A 20,966-nucleotide genomic window follows, 5' to 3' on the forward strand; every position below is an offset into this window, starting at 1 on the left:
TGTCCGCCGGTCGCCGGTCTCGGCGGGCGCTCAATCCCCGGTCTGGCTCAACGGATTGTGGTTCAGAAGGTCCTGGATGGCGCCTTGAAGCTGCCGCGGGGTGATCGGCTTGCGCACCACGCCCAGGCCGAGCGCCGCCGCGTCGCGGTCGCAGTCGGTGCCGATCTCCCCGGTCAGGATGATGGCCGGAACCGGGATTCCAACCAGAGAACGGATCTGCACGATGGCTTCGGTGCCGATCCGCCCGTTGCGCAGCCGGTAATCGGCAATGATCAGGTCCGGGCGGCGGGTCAGTCCGCGCAGCCGGTCCAGCGCCTGCTCCGCGGAGCCGGCCACCACCACCTCGTACCCCCATTCCTGGAAGATGGTCCGCAGCCCCATCAGGACGATCACGTCGTCCTCGACCAGAACGGCCAGCTGCCCGTCGCCGGACGGGGTGGTTTCGGCTTCGGGCGAGGGAAGGGCGACGGCGGGCGCGGCGGCGCGCGGCGCCTCGATGGAAAAGACCGAGCCGTGGGCCGGTTCGGAGCGGACCGTCACCGGATGGTTCAGCAGCCGGGACAGCCTCTGCACGATGGCCAGCCCGAGGCCGAGCCCCTGGTTGCGGTCGCGTTCCGGGTTCCCGACCTGATGGAACTCCTCGAAGACCTTGGTCTGCTGCTCCGCCGAGATGCCGATGCCGCTGTCCTGCACGGTGATGCGGACGCTGCCGTTCGGCGCCTCGCAGGACACGCGGACATAGCCCGTCTCGGTGTAGCGGATGGCGTTCTCCACCAGATTGCGGAGCATCCGGCCGAGCAGCAGCCGGTCGCTGCGCACCGCCAGATCCGGGGCCGGTTGGACGACGCTGAATTCCAGCCCCTTGCTGGCCGCGATGGGGGCGTAGGCCGCTTCGATCTCCTCCAGCATCGGGCGCAGGGGCAGGGTGCCGATCTGCGGGGTGATGACGCCGGCGTCCAGGCGCGACACGTCCAGCAGGCTGTCCAGCAGGTTCTTCAGGGTCTCCAGCGCGCGTTCCAGCGAGGCCAGCGGGCCGCGGCCCTTGTCGGGGTCGACGTGGCGTTGCAGGACGCCGGCGAACAGCAGGGCGGATTGCAGCGGCTGGCGCAGGTCGTGGCTGGCTGCGGCCAGGAACTTCGACTTGGAGATGTTGGCCTCGTCGGCCTTGGCCTTGGCATCGCGCAGCGCCTGCTCCATCGCCTTGCGCCCGGTGATGTCGAGATTCAATCCGCTGAGCCGGACCAGGCGCCCGCTGTCGTAGACCGGGCGTCCGATCGCCATGATCCAACGCACCCCGTCGCGCGGATGGAGGATGCGGAACTCCCCACGGTAATCGGAGCGCCGGGCCTCCAGCACGTCCCTCGTGAAGCGGCGCACCGTGTCCCGGTCCGCGGGGTGGACCAGCTCGAAGAAGCTGTCCTCGCCGGGCGTGAAGCTGTCCGGGGTGACGCCGTACAGCCGGTACATGCCGTCCGACCAGGCCAGCGTCCGGTCGCGCAGGTCGAAATCCCAGATGCCGGCTTCCGACGCGGCCAGCGCGATGGTCAGCCGCTCCTCGCTGCGGCGCAGGGCCTCCTCCAGCGCCTTGCGCTCGGTGATGTCGAGGTTCAGGCCGTTGAAATGCAGCGGCGTGCCGTCCGGACCATAGCTGACGCGTCCGATCGACGAGACCCAGCGGACGGCGCCGCCGGGCTGGATGATGCGGTATTCCAGCCGGATGTAGGCGCGCCGTTCGGCGAGCATTTCCGTCTGGGCCTTCAGCGTGGCGATGTCGAAATCGTCGGGATGGACCACCGACCGCCAGACGGCGCTGGTCGGCTCGTGCACCGCCGGGTCCAGGCCGAAAATGCGGAAGGTTTCGTCCGACCAGTGCCCCTGGCCGTTCACCAGATTCCAGTCGAAGGAGCCCGCCATGGCCGATTCCAGAGCGAGGCTCAGCCGGTCCTTGCTCTTGCGCAGATCGTCCTCGGCCTGGCGGCGCCGGGTGATGTCGAGAAGATAGACCGACATGCCGTCCGCGCTGGGAAAGGCCCGCATCCAGAACCAGCGCCCGGTGCGCGCGCCCTGGAACTCGGCGTCCGTGGGCATATGATCTGCCATCGCCTGATGAGCCTTGCGCCACAGCGGCGTGTCCACCAGTTCCGGAAAGGCCTCCCACAGCGACCGGCCGCGCAGATCGCGGCCCTGGGCGATCAGGGAGATCGCCTTGTCGTTCAGGGAGGTGAAGCGCCAGTCGCGATCCAGCTCGATCACGCCGTCCACCGTGCTGCCGAGCACCGCGGCCATGCGCAGCGCGTTGCTGCGCGCCATCTCGTGCGCCCGCAGGAAACGCCACAGGCTCCAGCCGGCGATCAGCCCGGCGAACAGGAACAGCCCGGCGAAGATCAGAAGGGTGCGCCGGGCCGCCTCGTTGACCGGCTGCATCGAGCGGTCCTTGTCGAGGCTGACATGGACGTAGAGGTTGGGGACGCCGGCGGCCAGCGGCGAGACCGCGGTGACCCGCATCCGGCCATCGGGACCCGGCGCTTCGACCACACGCCGCTCACCCCGGTCCAGCATGGCCTGATAGGGCGCCATCAACGGCCGGCCGACGGTGTCCGGCGTTTCGGGCTGGTGCGCCAGGACGATGCCGGAGCGGTCGGCGATCACCACCTCCGCGTCGTCCGGCAGATTCTTCTCGCGAAGGAACAGGTTCAGCCAGGTGGTGTCGAGGAGCACCGTCACCACCCCCGCCGGAGTGCCGTTCTCGTCCTTGTAGGCCAGGGCGAAGGGGATGGAGGGGCGGCCCGTGGTGCGGGAGGTCAGGGTGGCCCCGTTGCTCTGCTCTCCGGTGGTCAGCGCCTCCTGCCAGTAGCTGCGGTCGGCGACCGACAGGCCGCGCGCCTGCGGTTCGGTGGAACACCAGATGGTCCCGGACCGGTTGCTGACGCTCACGGCCAGATAGGGTGGGTATTTGGCTTTGATCCGGAGAAGCGTGTCCTGGCAGGCCGTTGGCGACAGCCGCCCGACCCCCATTTCGGTAAGAGCAACCAATACGTGTTCAATGTCGTCGGCGATGCGCTGCTGTTCGGATTCGACCTGGTCCAGAAGCTGCATCGAATCCACACGGATTTCCGCTTCCCGGGACTTGCGCAATTCCAGGATGCTGTGCACTTCGAAGGCGATCAGCGGTAATACAACCACAAGGAAAAGAATCGACAACCGACGCGCCGACCATCCAGGCCGCTGGTCCGGCTCGCTGGTCTTCACCCGTATCTCCTTACTCCACCCTTCCGCGGGCAAAGATTGCCAGAATACGATGGTAATTAAAACAGGCTGTCCGTTCTATCCCGATTGCTGGCTCTCCATTTCTTGGAAAAGCTGTTACGGCAAGGGTGGCGTGTAACCGCAGGTGGCCTCCACCGCGGCGGCCAGCCGCAGAACCGCCGCATCGGACAGCCGCGGACCGGCGATCTGGAGCCCCACGGGAAGCCCGCCGCTCTCCGTCAGCCCGCAGGGGACCGAGCAGGCCGGCGCGTAGCAGTGATTGAACAGCGGCGTGAAGATGGCGTGGCCGCGCGGCGTCACCGGACGCCCATCGATGGTGGCGGGGCCGAGCCGGTCGAACGGCCATGCGGTGACCGGAGTCGTCGGGCAGACCAGCAGGTCGTAGCGTGCGAAGAGGGCGGCCAGCGCGCGGTAGGCCTCCTCCCGCAGATGCAGGGCGCGGGCGACCTCCGCGCCGCCGGTGCGCAGGCCGGTCTCGATCTGCTGCCCGATGTCCGGGTCGAACAGCTCCGGCGCCGTGCGGTAGCGCTCGCCGTAGAGCGCGGCGAGGCCGGCGAACTGGAGGGGCATCAGGCCGCTTTCCCCGGCTCCCTCGGGCCAGACCGGGTCGGCCTCCTCCACGATGGCCCCGGCGTCGGCGAGGCGGTGGACGGCGCGCTCCACGCAGGCGGCGACCTCCGGATCGACCGGGGCGTCCAGCCCCAGCCGCCGGCTGTAGGCGATGCGCAGGCCCGCCGGCCCGGGGTCGGCGGCGGCGCGGGCGAAGGAGCCGGACACCGCCACCGACTGCGGATCGCGCGGGTCCGGCCCGGCCAGCGCGTCGAGCATCAGCGCCACGTCGGCGACCGAGCGGGCCATCTGGCCGATCACCGAGTTGCCGAACACCGGCTCGGCGAAGCCGACGGGGTGGGGGACGATTCCGGCCGACGGCTTCATGCCGACCACCCCGGCATGGGCGGCGGGCCGGCGGGTGGAGCCGCCGCCGTCGGTGCACAGCGCCAGCGGCGCCAAGCCGGCCGCCACCGCGCTGGCCGCCCCGCCGGAGGAGCCGCCGGGCGTCAGCGACCGGTCCCAGGGATTGCGGGTCGGGCCATGCAGGAGGTTGGTCGTCACCCCCTTGCAGGCGAATTCCGAGCAGTTGGTGATTCCCGCGAAGACGGCGCCCGCGGCGCGCAGCCGGGCCACCGCCACCGCGTCCTCCGGCGCCACGAAATCCTGAAACAGCCGCGATCCCTGGCGGACCGGCTGGCCGCGCACCCAGATGTTGTCCTTCACCGTGAAGGGCACGCCCAGCAGGGGCAGCGCCTCGCCCCGCGCGGCGCGTTCGTCGGCGGCCCGCGCCTCCGCCCGCCCGGCCTCCGGGTCGAGATGGACGATGGCGTTCAGCCGCGGGTTCTCCGCCGCGATCCGCTCCAGCAACTCGTCGTAGAGGGCGACGGCGCTGACCGCGCGGGCGGCGACCTGTTCGGCGATGCGGCGGGCGCTCATCAGGCGCATGGCGTGTCCTCGGCAGCGGTGGAAAGGTCGGGCGTGGGGGCCGGCGGCAGGGGGATGATCAGCGCCGCGACGCCGGCCAGCGCGGCGGCGGCGGCGGCCAGATAGCCGGCGGAGTAGCCGAAGCCCCCGGCGACCAGAAGGCTGAACAGCGCCGGTCCGGCGACCAGCCCGGCGTAGGCGATGGCGAGCATGCCGCCCGTCGCCTCGCCCGCCCGGCCCGGCGGGGCGAGGTGGGCGACCTCGGAGACGAACAGGCCGTTCCAGCCGCTCGCCGACAGGCCGAAGGCGGCGCAGACGGCCAGGAAGGCGGGCACCGGCCAGCCGGGGGAGGCGATGGCGACCAGGGCGGCGGCCACGCTCATGGCGACGCCCAGCCCGGCGAGGATGACGCGGGGCGGCGCCCAGCGCGTCGCCACAAGGCCCCAGCCGACGCGCCCGACCAGCCCGGCGCCCTGCGCCACCGCCAGCGCCGTCCCGGCCAGCGGCAGGCTCCAGCCCAGGCCGGTCACCGCGAAGCTGACCAGAAAGCCGTTCAGGCAGAGCTGCATGGCCGAGAAGGCGCAGACCGCCATGGCCAGCCGGCGCAGCGCCGGTTCCCCGGCGACCAGATCGAGCGCGCGTTTCAGCGTGCCGCGTCCGGCGGGGCGCGGGGCCGCGCGGTCGTCGCCGTCGTGGCGGCGGGCCAGCGGCTCCAGGACGAGCGCCAGGACGGCGGTGGCACCCGCCACGACCAGCAGGCTCGCCTGCCAGCCGACGGAGAGGACCAGCAGCGGCACGGCGAATCCCGCGGCCATGCCGCCGAACTGGTTGCCGGTCTGGCGCAGCGAGAAGACCAGCGGCCGCTTCTCCGGCGGGGTCAGCCGGGACAGCAGCTGCGTGCTGGCCGGCGTCTCCGGCCCGAAGGCGAAGCCCAGCGCCAGCGCCCCCAGCAGGAAGGCGATGGGAAGGGCGCTGGCCGACAGCAGCGCGGCCCCGGCGGCGGCGAGCAGGCAGGCCTGGCAGGTGCGGATCGCCCCCCAGCGCGCGATCAGCCCGCCCGCCCCCAGCGACGCGGGGATGGCGGCGGTGAAGACGACCGCGGTATAAAGGCCAAGAAGCCCCGGATCGACCCCCAGGTCGGGCGCCGCCTGCGGCGCGATCACCGGGATGGCGAAGAGACACAGCCCGACGAACGCCTGAACCGCCGCCATGGCGATCAGAGGCAGCAACCAGACGTTCATGGGGACTCCACAAAGGAAAGGGACGGGCCGATGGCCGGCGGGATTTCGTTGCATGCGGTGGATGTGGCGCGCGGGGTGCCCGCCGGGGGGATGAGGGTGGAACTCTATGCTTTGCGGGGCGGACAGCGGGACAGGCTAGCGGAAAGCCGTTTGTGTGCCAATGGCGCGCTTGACCATCCGGTGGTCGGCGGCGACGGCGTGACGGCGGGCGTCTACGAGGCGGTGTTCCACATCGGCCCCTGGCTGCGCGCGCAGGGCGTGGGAGCGGCGGAGCCGGCCTTCCTGGAGGAGGCGCCGTTCCGCTTCACCGTGACCGACGTGGATCAGCACTACCATCTGCCGCTGAAGTTCACCCCCTGGGGCTATTCCCTGTTCCGCGGGGCGTGAGTCTCGGGTCTTGGGCTCAGCGGAGCTGGCGCGACAGGCCGGCGACCCGCTCCATCACCACCATCGCCAGGACGGTGACGGCGATCAGCACGCCGGACACCGCCGCGGCGCGGACGTCCAGGCTGTTCTCCAGGATCTGCCACATGCGGATCGGCAGCACCTCGTTGCGGGCGTCGGCCATGAACAGCGACACCGGGATGTTGTCGAAGCTCGACATGAAGGCGATGAAGGCCCCGGCGCCGATGCCGTTGCGGATGGTCGGCAGCGTCACCCGGCGGAAGGTGTAGAGGCGCCCGGCCCCCAGGCTCTCGGAGCTTTCCAGCAGCGCGGGGTCGAGCTGGGCGAGGCTCGCCAGCGTGGTGCGCAGGACGTAGGGCACGCTGACCACGATGTGGCCGATGGCCAGCGTCAGGAAGGACAGCTCCACCCCCGCCGTGCTGAAGAACACCAGCGAGGCGAGGCCGAAGGCCAGCGCCGGCAGGACCAGCGGCGACATGAACAGGGCGTCCAGCCCGCGCGCCCAGGCGCGGCGGCTGCGCCCGATGGCCAGCGCCGCGGCGGTGCCCAGCACCACCGACACGGCGGTCACCACGGCGCCCAGCTTCAGGCTGACCAGGGCGGCGTCCTGGAGCTGCCACGCGTCGATCAGCGAGGCATACCAGCGCAGGCTGTAGGACGGCGGCGGGAACTTCAGCGAATAGCCGTCGGTGAAGGAGGTGACGAGCACCACCAGCGTCGGCGCCGCCAGCAGCAGCAGCGCCGCACCGGCGAGCGTGCCCATGACGAGACCGAAGGAGGCGCTTCCCAGGGTTGGGCGCTGCATGTCAGGCATGGACGTACCCCTTGCTGGCGCGGCCCAGCAGATTGAACAGCATCACCACACCGAGCACCGACACCATGAAGACGATGGAGATGGCGGCGGCGAAGGGCCAGTTGTGGAGCGTGATCGTCTGTTGATAGATGTATTGCGGCATGAACAGCATCTGCCCGCCGCCGACCAGCGACTGGGTGATGAAGGCGGTGACCGACGCGGCGTAGGTCAGAAGGCACCCCGCGACGATCCCCGGCAGGCTCAGCGGCAGCGTCACCTTGAGGAAGCCCCGCCACGGCCCGGCGCCCAGCGCCGCCGAGGCGTCGAGCAGGTTGGGGTCCAGCCGCGACAGGGTGGTGATCAGCGGCAGCACCATCAGCGGCATCTGCACCTGCACCAGGGCGGCGACCAGACCGCCCTCGGTGTAGAGCAGGCGCAGCGGCGTCTCCGCCAGCCCCAGCGACAGCAGCAGGTTGTTGACGATGCCGTCCCGCCCCAGGATGACGATCCAGGCGAAGGTGCGGACCACGACGGAGGTCAGCAGCGGCAGGATGATGACCAGGATCAGCGCCGACTGCATCCGCGGCCCGCTGCGGGTGTAGAGCCAGGCCAGCGGGTAGCCGAACAGCAGGGTCAGCGCCGTGACCTTCACCCCCAGCAGCAGCGTGCTGCCGAGCACGGCCAGATTGAAGGCGTCGCCGAAGAAGCGGATGTACTGGTCCAGCCCGAACCGCGTCATCTCGGCGTCGGCGTAGAGGCTGACGGCGACCAGCAGGAGCAGCGGCGTCACGAAGAACACCGCGAAGAAGGCGGCCAGCGGCAGCGCCAGCGTCCATTCCCGCCCGATGCGGGGCCGTGCGGCGGTCGCGGGTCCGGCGAGGCCGGGGGCGGTGATGGCGGTGGCTGCGGTCATGGGCGGGAGTCCTGTGGGGCGTGAAGAGTGGTCGCGGTGGGCCCCCACCCAAACCCTCCCCCGCCGCGCAGGGGAGGGCTTTTCTCCTCCCCCTGCGCAGCGGGGGGAGGTCGGGAGGGGGGCCGTTCCGACGCCTTACACCTTGATCTCCTTGTTGAACCGCTCGATCCAGCCGGCGCGGTTCCGGTTGATCACCGACCAGTCGTGGAACACGAAGGACGCCTTCAGCTCCTCCTGGTCCTTGGCGATCATGCGGGCGATGTCGCCGTCCATCTGCACCTTGGAATTCGTCGGGATGACGTAGAAGGGCGCCTGCATCAGCTTGGTCTGGACCTCCGGCGCCATGGCCGATTCGATCAGCGCCGCCGCCAGCTTGGCGTTGGGGGAGTTCTTGGTGATGTGGGCGGTGGTCAGGAAGGCGATGGTGCCGGTCTTCGGCTTCGCGAACTCCACCGGCACGCCGCGGGCGCGCAGGATCTGGATGGCGTTGAAGTTGCCGGGCGAGATGTCGATCTGGCCCTGCTGGAACAGGGTGGCGAGCGCGCCGGGGTTGGGGGCCACGGCGCCGAGGTTCGGCTGAAGCTCCTTCAGCGCGGCGAAGGCCGGCTCGATGTCGTTCTCGCCGCCGCCGCGGGTCTTCGCCAGCTCGACCATGAAGGCGGTGCCGAGCGTCGAGTTCATGTTGGTGATGCCGACGCGGCCCTTGTATTCCGGCTTCCACAGGTCGTCCCAGCTCGTCGGCGGGGTCTTGACCTTCTCCGGGTTGTAGGTGATGCCGACGGCCTGGAAGAAGATGCCCGGCCCTTCGGGAAGCTGGGCCACCGGCAGCAGGTCCTTGTAATTCTTGCTGTCGTCGACGGGGAAGGGGGCGGCCAGATCCTGGCCGATCACCGACAGGCGCGGGCCGGGGTCCATCAGCATCACGTCGATCGGCGGGTTCGCCTTGGCGGCGGACACCTTGGCGATCATGTCCACCGACAGCATCGGGTCCAGCGCGATGTCGGCGTTGCCCGTGGCCTTGCGGAAATGCGGGACGATCACGTCGCGGTGGGCTTCCTCCCAGCTTCCGGTGAAGGTGGCGAACACCAGCTTGCGCGCCTGCGCCCAGCTCATGCCGGGAAACAGGGACATGGCGCCGAGCGTGAGGCCGGCGGCGAGGATCTGGCGGCGGTCGAGGGTCATCGGCGGGCACTCCAGGGGGAGGAGGAGGGAAGGGGGATTGGGTCAGGCGCCCGCGGGAACGGCGAAGGCGCGGCAGGTCTGGGGGGAGACGGGTTGCAGCCGGACCGGCGTGCCGGGCGCGCGCAGAGCGGCGCCGGCCACGCGCGGCTCGGTCACCTTCACCTGCCCGCCGTCGGCGGTGCGCACCTCGTAGACGACGACCGGGCCGAGCGGCAGGGCGAGGTCCACGGTGCCGGCGATCTGCTGGGGCGCCGCCTCGGTGGCGAGCCGCAGGTTCTCAGGGCGCACGCAGAGGATGGCGGGGTCGCCCGCGGCGAGCGCGGCGTCGGGGGTGACGGCGGTCAGGACGGTGCCGGCTTCCAGCGCCACCTCGGCGATGCTTCCGGAGGCGCGGACGACCCGGCCCCGCAACTGGTTGGCGCTGCCGACGAAGCCGTTGACGAAGAGGGTGCCGGGGCGGTCGTAGACGTCCTCCGGCGTGCCGAACTGCTCCAGCCTGCCCCGGCTCAGCACGGCGATGCGGTCGGCCATGCTCAGCGCCTCCTCCTGGTCGTGGGTGACCATGATGGTGGTGATGCCGAAGCGGCGCTGGAGCTGCTTGATCTCGATCTGCATGTCCAGCCGCAGATTCTTGTCGAGCGCCGCGAAGGGCTCGTCGAGCAGGAGGATGCTCGGCTGGATCGCCAGGGCGCGGGCCAGCGCCACGCGCTGCTGCTGCCCGCCGGAGAGCTGCTTGGGAAAGCGGTCGCGCATGGCGTCCAGCTTCACCAGACCCAGCATCGCCTCCACCCGCGCCCGCACCGCGTCGCGGGCGGCACCCCGCGCCTCCAGCCCGTAGGCGACGTTCTGCGCCACCGTCATGTGCGGGAACAGGGCGTAGTTCTGGAAGACGATGCCGACGCCGCGACCGGCGGGGGGCAGGCTGTCGACCACCCGGTCGCCGATGACGACGCGGCCCAGCGTCTGCGCCTGGAAGCCGGCGAGGATGCGCAGCAGCGTGGTCTTGCCGCAGCCGGACGGCCCCAGCAGGGCCACCAGCTCGCCCGCCTTGATCTCCAGCGTCACGTTGTCCACGGCGGTGGAGGCGCCGAAGCGGTGGGTGATGCCGTCCAGCGTCACCGCGACGCCCGCGGGCGTCGCGGACTCCTCCGAGGCGGGCTGCGGGGCCGGGGGGCGGTGCGAACGGGCGGATTGGAGTGCGGCCATGGGGCGTATCCTGGTGGGGCGCACCGGCGGGAACCCCCGGTGGCGCGGCGCAGGACATGGGGAGAGCAACCCGCGTGCCATTCCGGCGCGTTCAAGGACGGTCCGGCCCCGGCTCCCCACATACTCCGGTGTTCGCCCGGACAGCCCTGTTCGGGCGCGGCGCGAAGCTGGGCAGTCTGCCCGCCAAATATGCCTAAGATTTAGCCATAGCCTTAACCGTGGTCATGATGCCTGAAGCGTGGGCATAGAGGCACGGCGCACCGGCGGGGGCGAGGGAGTCAGGAGAGACGGTCTCGCTTGTGCGCCACGCATGGCGGGGGAGGGGGCGGTGAGAATTGGATTGTTCTTGTTGGCACCTGTCGTCGTGTGTTGGCATCGCCCAATTCAGAGCGCGCCAGCGCTATGATCGCTCACGCCGCCGCCGGCTTCTCTTGCTGGATTTTGCAAAAACTGCTATGAATATAGAATTGTGTAGATTTTTTCCATCCTTCTTCTTAGGTCGTCATCTTAGAGGCGCTCGCCATGAAAATTCTGTTCCCGGAAAATAAAGGCCAGCGTTACTATGATATTCATTTTCGCTATATTCTAGAGATATTTCGGCACTCCGGCGCGGATATTGATTTTGCAAACATATCCTCTGAAAATGAAACCGTGTTGTTCTGTAATGTCGATGGGCAGTGGATTCTCTTTGATTTCTCTGATGCCGGTCTTTGGACGTACGATAGCAAACTTCCTGTCTTCAAATTCCACTGCAAGGCGGGGGAATCCTATCTGAATGTTTTCCCTTTTGCTCCAGTGTCCTTCTATGATTGGAATGAGTTCTACCGCCTGCGGTCCGGTGTGACATACGCTCCGGTGGGCCGTCTTGGCATCACCATGCGCCAACGCCCTTACGGCAATGCGCTTCAGCGGCGCCTTGAGGTCATGACACAGCTCCGTGTCACCTTCGGTGACGCCTTCGCCAACGACCAGCTGTCCCAGGCCGCGTTCTGGGATGACGTGTCCAACATCCGGCTCAGCGTGTGCGTGCCAGGCCAGAACAACAACATGCTGGACCGGGGCCAACTCCAATACATGGCCTTCGGCGCCGCGACGGTGTCGCCTCGCCTGCCGGAGGTCCTGCCGTTCAATGCGACTCTGGACGGCTGCTATCTCCCCTGTGACGACGGGTATGAGGATCTGATAACCGTGATCGCCAACGCGGATGACGCGACCCTGGAGGCGATCGGGCGCAAGGCCGCGGACGTCTTCGAGCGCACCTGCACGCCGGTCCGGCTGGTCGAATGGGTCGAGCGCTGCATCCACGCACATGAGCGCTTTGATTGATGGGAGGCTCGCAGCGTCGTTGCGAGCGCGGACGCCGGGATCGGCCGGTCGGCGGACGGTGAGCGGCCAGCGGCGTAAAGCGGCACAGCCCGTGGCCGGTGGGGGCGAACACCGAGCCGGCGGACGGGGCGTTCGGCGGGTCCGGGATTGGCGGTCCGGCACGGTGCTGCAAGGTGGCAGGGATGCGCCGGGCGTCGGCGGAGGATCGCCGTGCACCGTCCGCCGAGCCGATTGCCAAGACGGAAACACCGTGCCACGGTGCGCCGCACACGAAACAAGGGCGGGGTCGGGCGGTGGCGTCGGGCGGGAAGCGCGATCTTCGGTTGGACTTTTTCCGCGGGCTGGCCCTGTGGTTCATCTTCGTGGACCATATTCCGGGCAATCAGATCGCCTGGGTGACGATGCGCAACTTCGGTCTCAGCGACGCGACCGAGGTGTTCGTCTTCATCTCCGGCTACACGTCGTCGCTGGTCTATGCCCGGATACTGGAGCAGCATGGCTGGCGGTTCGCCGCGGCCAAGGTGCTGGACCGCTGCTGGACGCTCTACATCGCCTATCTCTTCCTGTTCATCGCCTTCACGGCGCAGGTCGCCTACACCGCGCGCGTCTTCGACAACCCGCTGTTCACCGAGGAAATGGGCATCGCCGGTTTCTTCGCCGATCCCGCGGTGTCGCTGGTCCAGGCGCTGGCTCTGAAGTTCCGCCCGGCCAACCTGGACATCCTGCCGCTCTACATCGTGCTGCTGCTGTCCCTCCCGGTCGTTCTGCCGGTGCTGCGGCGCTGGCCGCTGGCCCTGCTGGCCGGGTCGGTGACGCTCTACGCGGCGGCGCGCCTCCTGGACTGGAACCTGCCGACCTATCCGGACGGCGGCGTCTGGTTCTTCAACCCCTTCGCCTGGCAGCTCCTGTTCGTTCTGGGGGCCACCATGCAGCGGCTGCCCAAGGTGGCGGCGGCGCTGACGAAGCGGCGGACGGCGCTGCTGTGGCTGGCGGGCGGCTATCTCTTCGCCTCGCTGCTGCTGGTGATCTCCTGGCAGGTCGCGCCGATGGCCGCGCTGATGCCGGTGTGGCTGGCGGAGATCCTCTACCCGATCAGCAAGACCGACCTCGACCTGCTGCGGTTCACTCATTTCTGCGCGCTGGCCTACGTCGTCCTGCAGATCGCGCGGTTCGACAGCGCGTGGCTGCGCTGGCCGGCGCTGGCCCCGGTGATCCTGTGCGGGCGGCAATCGCTTCAGGTCTTCTGTCTGGGCATCTTCCTGTCCTTCGCCGGCCAGACGGTGCTGAACCACTGGTCCGCCTCGCTTTTGGCGCAGTTTTCGGTCACACTCGCCGGCATCGCCGTGATGGTGGCCGCCGCGCGGGTTCTGACCTGGTATCAGTCCGTGGGACGGCCGCCACGCCAACCGGCGTCCGCCCCGCCCGCGGCACCCGCTGCCCCACTGGCCCCTGCCGCTCCCATGGCCCCTGCCAAGGACCCGAGCGCATGAAGCGCGCGACCGTCTTGACCCTGGCCGTCCTCGCGGGACTGACCGCAACCCCCGCCATCCCCGCGGGCGTCGCGCGGGCGGCGTCGGAGACGCCCGCCGATCCCTGCGCCGTTCCGGAAACCGTCTACACCGTCGATGGCGTCCTGCCGCGCGCCTGGGAGCGGTTGAAACGCGGCGGCGCGCTGCCCATCCTGGTGCTGAACTCGGCAAGTTCGCGCCCCGACACCGCCTATCCGGCGCTGCTGGAGAAGGATCTGGCGGCCCGGCTGCCCGACCGCAAGGTCAGCGTGACCGTCCGCAACGCGCCGGGGGCGACCGCGCAGGAGATGCTGCCGGTCCTGAGCCGGGAACTGGCCGCGTCCTCCGCCTCCCTGCTGGTCTGGCAGGTGGGGACGGCGGACGCCATGCGGAACATCGGGCCCGACAGCTTCGGGGAGGCGCTGGGCCGCGGCATCGCGGCGGCCCATGGGCGCGGCGCCGACGTGATCCTGATGGACATGCAGTACAGCCCGCAGACGACCCAGCTCATCACCTTCCAACCCTACCTGGATTATGTGGAGTGGATGTCGCAGAACAGCGACGTGGTCCATTTCCCCCGTTTCGAGATGATGCGGCATTGGTTCGAAGAGGGCCGCGTCGGCTTCGCCCCCGACTCCAAGGAGGAAAAGCTGCAGGCCTACCAGTTCGTCCACCGCTGCCTCGGCCGCATCCTGGCCGACACCGTGTCCACCATGATCGACCGCGCCGGGAGACCCGCTCCGTGACAGGCACGCCCGCCCCCCGGACCCATGGCCGGAGGGCCGCCGTCCTCTCCGCCGCCCTCTTGTCCATCATCCCTTTCCTCGTCGGTCTGACGGCCCGGCCCGATGCGGTGAAGGCGGCGGCCTGCGCCGTGTCCGTGCAGACCGCCGACCTCGCCGTGCCGCTGCCGCACAGCGCGCGGGCGCTGGCCGCCGGCGGGCCGCTGCGCATCGTCGCCATCGGTTCCTCCTCCACCGCCGGGGCGGGGGCCAGCAAGCCGGAGCACAGCTACCCGGCGCGGCTGGCCGAGCATCTGGGGGCGCGCTATCCCGGCCTCGCTTTGACCGTCCTCAACAAGGGGGCCAATGGGGAAACCGGTCCCGACATGCTGAAGCGATTCCAGCGCGACGTGCTGGACGAGGCGCCCGATCTCGTGATCTGGCAGGTGGCGGCCAACACGGTGCTTCGCGGCGACGACCCCGACGCGGCGGAGCAGGTGATCCGTGACGGCGTGCGGACGCTGAAGGCCGCCGGGCTCGACGTCGTGCTGATGGACCTGCAATACGCCCCGGCCATGCTGGCGAAGCCCCGGCACGAGGAGATGGAGGACCGCATCGCCCGCGTCGCGGCGGAGGAAGGGGTGGGCCTGTTCCACCGCTACGCGGTGATGCGCCAGTGGGTGGAGACGCGTCAGGCCGCCCTGAGCGATCTGGTCGGGCCGGACGGCATCCACCAGAACGACTTCGGCTATGACTGCGTGGCCCGCACACTGGCCGCCTCGCTGCACGACGCGCTCAGTTTGCGGACCGCGGGGACGGTGTCCGCAAGGCCGTGAGGGTGGGATTAAGAGGCGTTTGCCCCCACCCCGGCCCTCCCCCGCTTTCGCAGGGGAGGGTGCCTTCTGCGAAGCGGCGGCAGTCCCCTCTCCTGCGTCAGCGGGGGAGGGTTAGGGTGGGGGCCACCGTCACAGCCCCTCCGGCCAGCGGTGGCGGAACCCCACCTCCCGCTCCAGGAAGCGGGCGCAGCGCAGCAGACGGTCCTCCTCGTAGGGGCGGGCGATCAGTTGCAGGCCGATGGGCAGCCCGTCCGCCGTCCAGCCGCAGGGGATCGACAGGCAGGGGAAGCCGATCAGCGACACCGTGTAGGTGATCGCCAGATAGTCGATGATGGTGGACAGCCGGAAGCCGTTGATCTCCGTCACGTCGCCCTGGGCGTTGGGGAAGGGCGGCACGCTGGCGCTCAACGTCATCAGGATGTCGTGGTCGCGGAAGAAGGCGGCGAAGCGGCGGTAGAGCGCGCTGCGCTGGGCCTCCGCCCGCAGATAGTCGGCGGCGCTCAGCCCCTTGCCCCGCGCGATGTTCCAGGCGACCGACGGGCTCAGCCGGTCGCCGTCCTGCTCCAGCGTCCGGCCGTAGGTGTGGAAGATGTGCGCGGCGCGCAGCGTGCCGAAGGCGGCGCCGGCCTCGCGGCAGTCGGGGGTGGCCTCCACGAACGCGCCGAAGCGGCCCTCCAGCCCGCGCATCACCGCCTCGAACCGCTCGGCCAGCCCGAGGTCGATCAGGGCGGAGCCGAGGTCCGTGCTCCAGGCCACCCGCAGGGATGACGGGTCGAGCGCGTCGAGGTCCGGCACCGTCCAGGCCGGAACGGGGAGCGAGGTCGGGTCGCGCGGGTCCGGCCCGCTGACGGCGGCCAGCGCCAACGCCGCGTCGGCCACGTCGCGGGCGAGGAATCCCTGCGTCGCCAGCCCGTCCCAGGCCAGCGCGCGGCCGGGGCTGGGGATGCGTCCGGGCGTCGGGCGCAGCCCGACCACCCCGCAGAAGCTGGCCGGCGTGCGCACCGACCCGCCGAAGTCGGTCCCCTGGGCCAGCGGCACCAGCCCGGCCGCCACCGCGGCCGCACTTCCCCCGCTCGACCCGCCGCTGGTCTTGTCGAGGTCGTAGGGGTTGGCGGTCGGCCCGCACAGCTCGTTGCCGGTGATCGCGCCGAAGCCGAACTCCGGCGTGTTGGTCTTGCCGACGATGATGGCGCCGGCCGCCTTCAGCCGGGCGACGCTGAGGTCGTCGGTGTCGGGGATCAGGTCGGCGTAGAGGGTGGAGCCGTAGGTGGTGCGCAGCCCCGCCGTCAGCGTCAGGTCCTTGACGCCCACCGGCACGCCGTGCAGCGGGCCGAGCGGCGCCCCGGCCTCCACCCGCCGGTCGGCCGCCTCCGCGGCGGCGAGCGCGCTGTCGGGGGCCACGGTGATGAAGGACTTCAGCCCGCCGTCCAGAGCCGCGATGCGTTCCAGGCTCGCCGCGACGAGATCGCGCGCCCGGAAGCGGCGGGTGCGCACGCCCTCCGCCATCTCGGAGGCGCTGAGGCGGAACAGATCGGGCGTGCTCACGGGCGAAATCTCCTGTTGCTGCGGGCCGAGTTTAGAACGGCAGGACGGGGGCCGGCGAGCCCTTGGGCCGCGCCGGGGCGGGCAGGCCGCAGGACAGGAACGCGCCGCGCCCCGGTTCGGCCAGCAGTTCGCCGTCGCGGCAGATCACCTCCCCGCGGGAGAGCGTGACGACCGGCCAGCCGGTGACTTCGATCCCCTCATAGGGCGTGTAGTCCACATTGTGGTGGAGGATGCCGTTGGTGATGGTCACCGTGCGCGACGGGTCCCACAGGGCGATGTCGGCGTCCGCCCCCACCGCGATGGTGCCCTTGCGCGGGTGCAGGCCGTACATGCGGGCCGGGTTGGCGGACGTCAGCTCGACGAACTTGGTCAGCTCCATCCGGCCCTTCATCACGCCTTCGGAGAACAGCAGCGGCAGGCGCGTCTCGACGCCGGGGATGCCGTTGGGGACGCAGCGGAAGGGCGCCTGTTCGCCATGAACCTTCTTGCCGCCCGGCCCGTCGAAGCGGAAGGGCGCGTGGTCGGAGGAAAAGACCTGGAAGGCGCCGCCGGTCAGCCCGTCCCAGATCACCTTCTGGTTCGCGGCGTCGCGCGGCGGCGGCGAGCAGACGCACTTGGCGCCCTCGAATCCGTCTCCGCCGAGGTCGTCGGCGGTCAGGAACAGGTACTGCGGGCAGGTCTCGGCGTAGATCCGCAGGCCGCGTCCCTGCGCCCAGCGGATCTGCTCCACCGCGTCGGCGCCGGAGACGTGGACGATCAGGATCGGCACGTCCACCAGCTCGGCCAGCGAGATGGCCCGGTGGGTGGCCTCGCGCTCCGCCACGCGGGGGCGGGAGACGCCGTGGAAGAACGGCGCGGTCTGGCCGGCGCGCTCCAGCTTCTCGGTCAGCCAGGCGATGCAGTCGGCGTTCTCCGCGTGCATCATGACCATGGCGCCCTCGGACCGGGCGATGTCCAGCACCTCCAGAATCTGGCGGTCGTTCAGCTTCAGCGCGTCGTAGGTCATGTAGATCTTGAAGGACGTATATCCCTCGCGGATCAGCGCCGGCAGTTCCTGGCCCAGCACCTGCTCGGTGGGGTCGGTGACGATGAGGTGGAAGGCGTAGTCGATCAGCGGCTTGCCGGCGGCGCGGCGGTGATAGTCGTCCACCGCGGCGCGCAGCGTCTTGCCCTTCTCCTGGCAGGCGAAGGGCAGCACGGTGGTGGTGCCGCCGAAGGCCGCGGAGCGGGTGCCGGTCAGGAAATCGTCGGCCATGACCGACCCGTCGCCGGTCGGCTGGTCGAAATGGACGTGCCCGTCCACCCCGCCCGGCAGGACGAGCAGGCCCGCGGCGTCGATCTCCTCCCGTCCGGCGGCCAGCCCCTCGCCCAGCGCGGCGATCCGCCCGCCGCGCACGCCGACGTCGGCCTTGAACACGTCCGACGCGGTCGCGACCGTGCCGTTGCGGATGACCAGATCGAAGTTCATGGCAACCCTCATGTTGGATGAGCAGTCTGTTCCCTCTCCCCTCCGGGGAGAGGGTTAGGGTGAGGGGGCGGCATGGGCGATAGCCCATGCCAGGGGATGGCGAAGGGGCAGTATGCCCCTTCGCGGTGCGCACGCGCACCGGCCCCCTCACCCTCCCCGCCGCTTGCGCGACGGGTCCCCTCCCTCTCCCCAGAGGGGCGAGGGCATTTTCAGGCCCTCAGCCATGCAGCTCGCGGAACAGGCTGCCCCAGCCCTCGACACGGCGGGTGTCCACGCCGGTCATGCGCAGCGCCTTCCACACCACCGTGGACACCGTGTCGTAGACGGGGATGCCCAGCGCCTTCTCCATGCGCTCGGCCACCGGGGCGCCGCGCATGTTGGTGCAGATGATCGCGATGGCCTCCGGCTTCGCCTCCGCGACCTCCAGGCACATCCGCTCGATCGTCTCCTCGGTGACCTCGGAGAAGGAGAAGTTGCCGCGGTCGTTCAGGTGCCGCTCCGCCACCACCTCGAAGCCGGCGGCGTTGTAGTTGGCGACCATCTTCTCCTGGATCTCGTCCAGATAGGGGCTGACGATGGCGAAGCGCTTGCGCCCCGTCGTCTCCAGGATCTCGTTCAGCGCGAGCATGGAGGTGCAGGCGGGGATGCCCGTCTCCGCCTCGATGGAGGCGCACAGCTTCTCGTCGGCCGCGAAGCCCAGCCAGCCGGCCGAGGTGCCGTTCCAGCCGATCACGTTCAGCCGGGCGTCGGCCAGCAGCCGGGCGGCGTCCAGGAAGGGCGCGTCGGTGAACTGGTCGAGTGCGGCGGCGCGCAGGGAGATTTCCTTCACCGTGAAGCGCCCGAAATGGGCGGTCACCTCCGGCAGGCCGCTCAGCATCGCGGAGGTGACGGGCTCCAGCACCGTGTTGGAGGAGGGGGTCAGCATGCCCAGAAGGACGCGGTTGCTCATAGCCATGGTTCTTTCGGTCAGGCGCGCGCCCACAGCGCGCGGGCGGCCTTGTCGGCCTCGATGCAGATGTCGTTCAGGTCGGCGCGGACGGGGCGCCCGTCCTCGACCAGCGTTTCGCCGTCCACCAGCACCATCTCCACGTCGCGCCCCTGCGCGGTGTGGACGAGCGTGCCGAGCGGATTCATCAGCGGGCGCAGATGCGGGCGGCGGGTGTCGAAGACGACGAGGTCGGCCTTCTTGCCCACGGCCAGCGTGCCGATCTCGTCGGCCATGCCGACCGCCTGCGCGCCGCCCAGCGTCGCCATGCGGAAGACGTCGGCGGGCTGCCAGTCGGCGGTGACGCCGCCCTGCTGGATGCGCGCGGTGGCGAGCGCCCAGCGCATCGCCTCCACCATGTCGCCGTGCTGCGTGTCGGTGCACAGCGCCAGATTCACGCCCGCCGCCTTCAGCTTCGGCGTTGGCGCCAGCCGGCCCGAGGCGGCGTTGCATTTCGGCACATGGACCGCGTGCGCCCCGGCGCGGGCGAGCCGCGCGATGTCGGCGTCCTCGACATAGAGGCAATGGGTGGCGAGCAGCCGGTCGTTCATCAGCCCGCATTCGTCCAGCAGCTCCGCCGGGGTCAGGCCGGTGGAGGCCTTCACCCGCTCCACCTCGACCCGGCTCTGCGCCAGATGGGTGTTGACGCGCATGGAGCGCGTCGCCGCTTCCTCGGCAAGGGTGCGCAGGAAGGCGGGAGAGCAGGTGTCCGGCGCGTGGGCGGCCATCTGCACGCGGATGCGCCCGCCGTTGGCGCCGTTCCAGCGGTCGTGCAGGTCGAGCGTCCGCCGCAGCAGGTCGTTGCCGATGGCCGGGTCGAAGCGCCATTCTCCCTGGGCCACGCGGGCGAAGTCCACGTCGTGGACGCGCCAGCTCGCATGGACGCGCAGGCCAAGCTCGGCGATGGCGTCCAGCGTCGCGTCGGCGTGGACGAAATGGTCGCAGATCAGCGTGGAGCCGGAGAGCAGGGCCTCCACCGCGCCCAGCCGGGCCAGCGCGCGGGCCTCCTCCGGCGTGGCGTCGGTGCCCTTGGGCACGCCCGGCGTGTAGGAGGGGGCGAAGCCCAGGTCGGCGGCCACGCCGCGCACCATCACCAGGACGGCGTGCAGATGCGCGTTGACGAAGCCCGGCGTCACCACCCGACCCGGCAGGCGCCGGGTCTCGGCGGCGGCGGGCAAGCCCTCCGCTTCCGGGGCGAGATGGACGATGCGCCCGTCGCGGATGCCGATGGCGGCGTCGTCCACGACGCTGCCGAGCGTCTCCCCGGTCAGGGCGGTGACGCCGGTCAGCAGCAGGTCGAGCCGGCCGGTCACGCGACGGCGGCCTGCCGTTGCTGCAGGCCCTCCTCGCGGATCAGGTTGAGGATGTGGCGCTTGTGGTCGTTGAAGCGCGGGCCGGTGGTGTCGCGCGGGCGCGGCAGGTCCAGCGCGATCAGCTCGCGGATGCGGCCCGGACGGCTGGTCATCACGGCGACGCGGGTGCCGAGCACCAGCGCCTCGTCCACGCTGTGGGTGACGAAGACGACGGTGCAGCGCTGCTTCTGCCAGATGGCGACCAGCTCCTCCTGCATGTCCATCTTGGTCTGGGCGTCGAGCGCCGCGAAGGGCTCGTCCATCAGGATGACCTGCGGGTTCAGCAGCAGGGCGCGGGCGATACCGACGCGCTGGCTCATGCCGCCCGACAGCTCCGCCGGGAAATGGTTCTCGAAGCCGCGCAGGCCGACCATGTCGATGTATTCCTGGGCGGCCTCGCGCCGGTCGGCCTTGCGCCAGCCCTTCAGGCGCAGGTGGAAGGCGACGTTCTCCCACACCGGCAGCCAGGGCATCAGGTTGGCCTGCTGGAAGACCATGCCGCGGTCCGCGCCCGGCCCGTCCACCGGCTTGCCGCCCACCGTCACGGTGCCCTCGGTCGGCTTTTCGAAGCCGGCGATCATGTTCAGCAGGGTGGACTTGCCGCAGCCCGACGAGCCGAGCAGGCAGAGGAACTCGTTCTTCTCCACCGACAGGCTGACGTTGTCGATGGCCAGCAGGTCGCGCTTGCGCTTGGCGTCGCGGAAGATCTTGGTGATGTTCTGAAGGTCGATGGAAGCCATC

At 70.2% G+C, this 20,966-nt stretch carries 16 protein-coding genes and 1 pseudogene; 5 read left to right on the forward strand and 12 right to left on the reverse strand.

The window, feature by feature from the left end; translation table 11 throughout:
• Window positions 1-30: 30 nt before the first annotated feature.
• The 3 genes from TSH58p_RS03020 to TSH58p_RS03030 all read right to left on the reverse strand — a co-directional run bounded on the left by TSH58p_RS03020 (window position 31) and on the right by TSH58p_RS03030 (window position 5,984).
• Window positions 31-3,096: a PAS domain-containing protein gene (locus TSH58p_RS03020; protein WP_146205909.1), complete on the reverse strand. Its 3,066-nt coding sequence runs from the start codon at window positions 3,094-3,096 to the stop codon at window positions 31-33.
• Between the two features lie 267 nt (window positions 3,097-3,363).
• Window positions 3,364-4,764 (reverse strand): amidase, encoded by a 1,401-nt coding sequence (locus tag TSH58p_RS03025; RefSeq protein WP_109071300.1) that lies wholly within the window; start codon window positions 4,762-4,764, stop codon window positions 3,364-3,366.
• On the reverse strand, window positions 4,755-5,984 hold the full coding sequence (locus TSH58p_RS03030) for an MFS transporter (RefSeq protein WP_109071301.1): 1,230 nt from the start codon (window positions 5,982-5,984) through the stop codon (window positions 4,755-4,757). Before TSH58p_RS03030 ends, TSH58p_RS03025 begins: the two co-directional genes overlap by 10 nt.
• Before the next feature lie 30 nt (window positions 5,985-6,014).
• Between TSH58p_RS03030 and TSH58p_RS03035 the strand changes: the two genes are divergently transcribed.
• Entirely contained in the window at window positions 6,015-6,371 is a 357-nt protein-coding gene (locus TSH58p_RS03035) for a hydroxyisourate hydrolase (RefSeq protein ID WP_109071302.1), read from the forward strand.
• A 16-nt stretch (window positions 6,372-6,387) separates the two neighbouring features.
• Here the strand turns inward: TSH58p_RS03035 and TSH58p_RS03040 are convergent, their stop codons facing one another.
• The 4 genes from TSH58p_RS03040 to TSH58p_RS03055 form a co-directional block, all read right to left on the reverse strand.
• Window positions 6,388-7,203 (reverse strand): ABC transporter permease, encoded by an 816-nt coding sequence (locus TSH58p_RS03040; RefSeq protein WP_040136197.1) that lies wholly within the window; start codon window positions 7,201-7,203, stop codon window positions 6,388-6,390.
• Window positions 7,196-8,095, reverse strand: coding sequence for an ABC transporter permease (locus tag TSH58p_RS03045; RefSeq protein ID WP_109071303.1), 900 nt, complete (start codon window positions 8,093-8,095; stop codon window positions 7,196-7,198). Before TSH58p_RS03045 ends, TSH58p_RS03040 begins: the two co-directional genes overlap by 8 nt.
• A gap of 135 nt (window positions 8,096-8,230) precedes the next feature.
• Window positions 8,231-9,277, reverse strand: a complete 1,047-nt coding sequence (locus TSH58p_RS03050; protein WP_109071304.1) for an ABC transporter substrate-binding protein — start codon at window positions 9,275-9,277, stop codon at window positions 8,231-8,233.
• A gap of 42 nt (window positions 9,278-9,319) precedes the next feature.
• A complete protein-coding gene (locus TSH58p_RS03055; protein ID WP_109071305.1) occupies window positions 9,320-10,483 on the reverse strand; it encodes an ABC transporter ATP-binding protein in 1,164 nt (387 codons plus the stop codon).
• A 522-nt stretch (window positions 10,484-11,005) separates the two neighbouring features.
• Between TSH58p_RS03055 and TSH58p_RS03060 the strand changes: the two genes are divergently transcribed.
• The 4 genes from TSH58p_RS03060 (at window position 11,006) to TSH58p_RS03075 (ending at window position 14,875) form a co-directional block, all read left to right on the forward strand.
• A complete protein-coding gene (locus tag TSH58p_RS03060; RefSeq protein WP_146205910.1) occupies window positions 11,006-11,809 on the forward strand; it encodes a hypothetical protein in 804 nt (267 codons plus the stop codon).
• A gap of 323 nt (window positions 11,810-12,132) precedes the next feature.
• The gene (locus TSH58p_RS03065) at window positions 12,133-13,299 is read left to right on the forward strand and encodes an OpgC family protein (protein WP_247874166.1); all 1,167 of its coding nucleotides are present in this window, start codon (window positions 12,133-12,135) and stop codon (window positions 13,297-13,299) included.
• Entirely contained in the window at window positions 13,296-14,063 is a 768-nt protein-coding gene (locus TSH58p_RS03070; protein WP_109071308.1) for a hypothetical protein, read from the forward strand. Before TSH58p_RS03065 ends, TSH58p_RS03070 begins: the two co-directional genes overlap by 4 nt.
• Window positions 14,060-14,875: a GDSL-type esterase/lipase family protein gene (locus TSH58p_RS03075; protein WP_109071309.1), complete on the forward strand. Its 816-nt coding sequence runs from the start codon at window positions 14,060-14,062 to the stop codon at window positions 14,873-14,875. The genes TSH58p_RS03070 and TSH58p_RS03075 overlap by 4 nt, the downstream gene beginning before the upstream one ends.
• Before the next feature lie 129 nt (window positions 14,876-15,004).
• Here the strand turns inward: TSH58p_RS03075 and TSH58p_RS03080 are convergent, their stop codons facing one another.
• The 5 genes and pseudogenes from TSH58p_RS03080 to TSH58p_RS03100 all read right to left on the reverse strand — a co-directional run bounded on the left by TSH58p_RS03080 (window position 15,005) and on the right by TSH58p_RS03100 (window position 20,965).
• The gene (locus tag TSH58p_RS03080) at window positions 15,005-16,420 is read right to left on the reverse strand and encodes an amidase (RefSeq protein WP_109071310.1); all 1,416 of its coding nucleotides are present in this window, start codon (window positions 16,418-16,420) and stop codon (window positions 15,005-15,007) included.
• A gap of 31 nt (window positions 16,421-16,451) precedes the next feature.
• Window positions 16,452-17,909, reverse strand: a pseudogene (gene hydA, locus TSH58p_RS03085) (dihydropyrimidinase); the annotation flags it as partial.
• Between the two features lie 196 nt (window positions 17,910-18,105).
• Entirely contained in the window at window positions 18,106-18,837 is a 732-nt protein-coding gene (locus TSH58p_RS03090; RefSeq protein ID WP_109071312.1) for an aspartate/glutamate racemase family protein, read from the reverse strand.
• 17 nt (window positions 18,838-18,854) lie between these two features.
• On the reverse strand, window positions 18,855-20,186 hold the full coding sequence (locus TSH58p_RS03095; protein ID WP_109071313.1) for an amidohydrolase family protein: 1,332 nt from the start codon (window positions 20,184-20,186) through the stop codon (window positions 18,855-18,857).
• Window positions 20,183-20,965 (reverse strand): ABC transporter ATP-binding protein, encoded by a 783-nt coding sequence (locus TSH58p_RS03100; RefSeq protein WP_109071314.1) that lies wholly within the window; start codon window positions 20,963-20,965, stop codon window positions 20,183-20,185. Before TSH58p_RS03100 ends, TSH58p_RS03095 begins: the two co-directional genes overlap by 4 nt.
• Between the last annotated feature and the right edge of the window lies 1 nt (window position 20,966).

Source organism: Azospirillum sp. TSH58 (genome assembly GCF_003119115.1).
Lineage (GTDB): Bacteria > Pseudomonadota > Alphaproteobacteria > Azospirillales > Azospirillaceae > Azospirillum.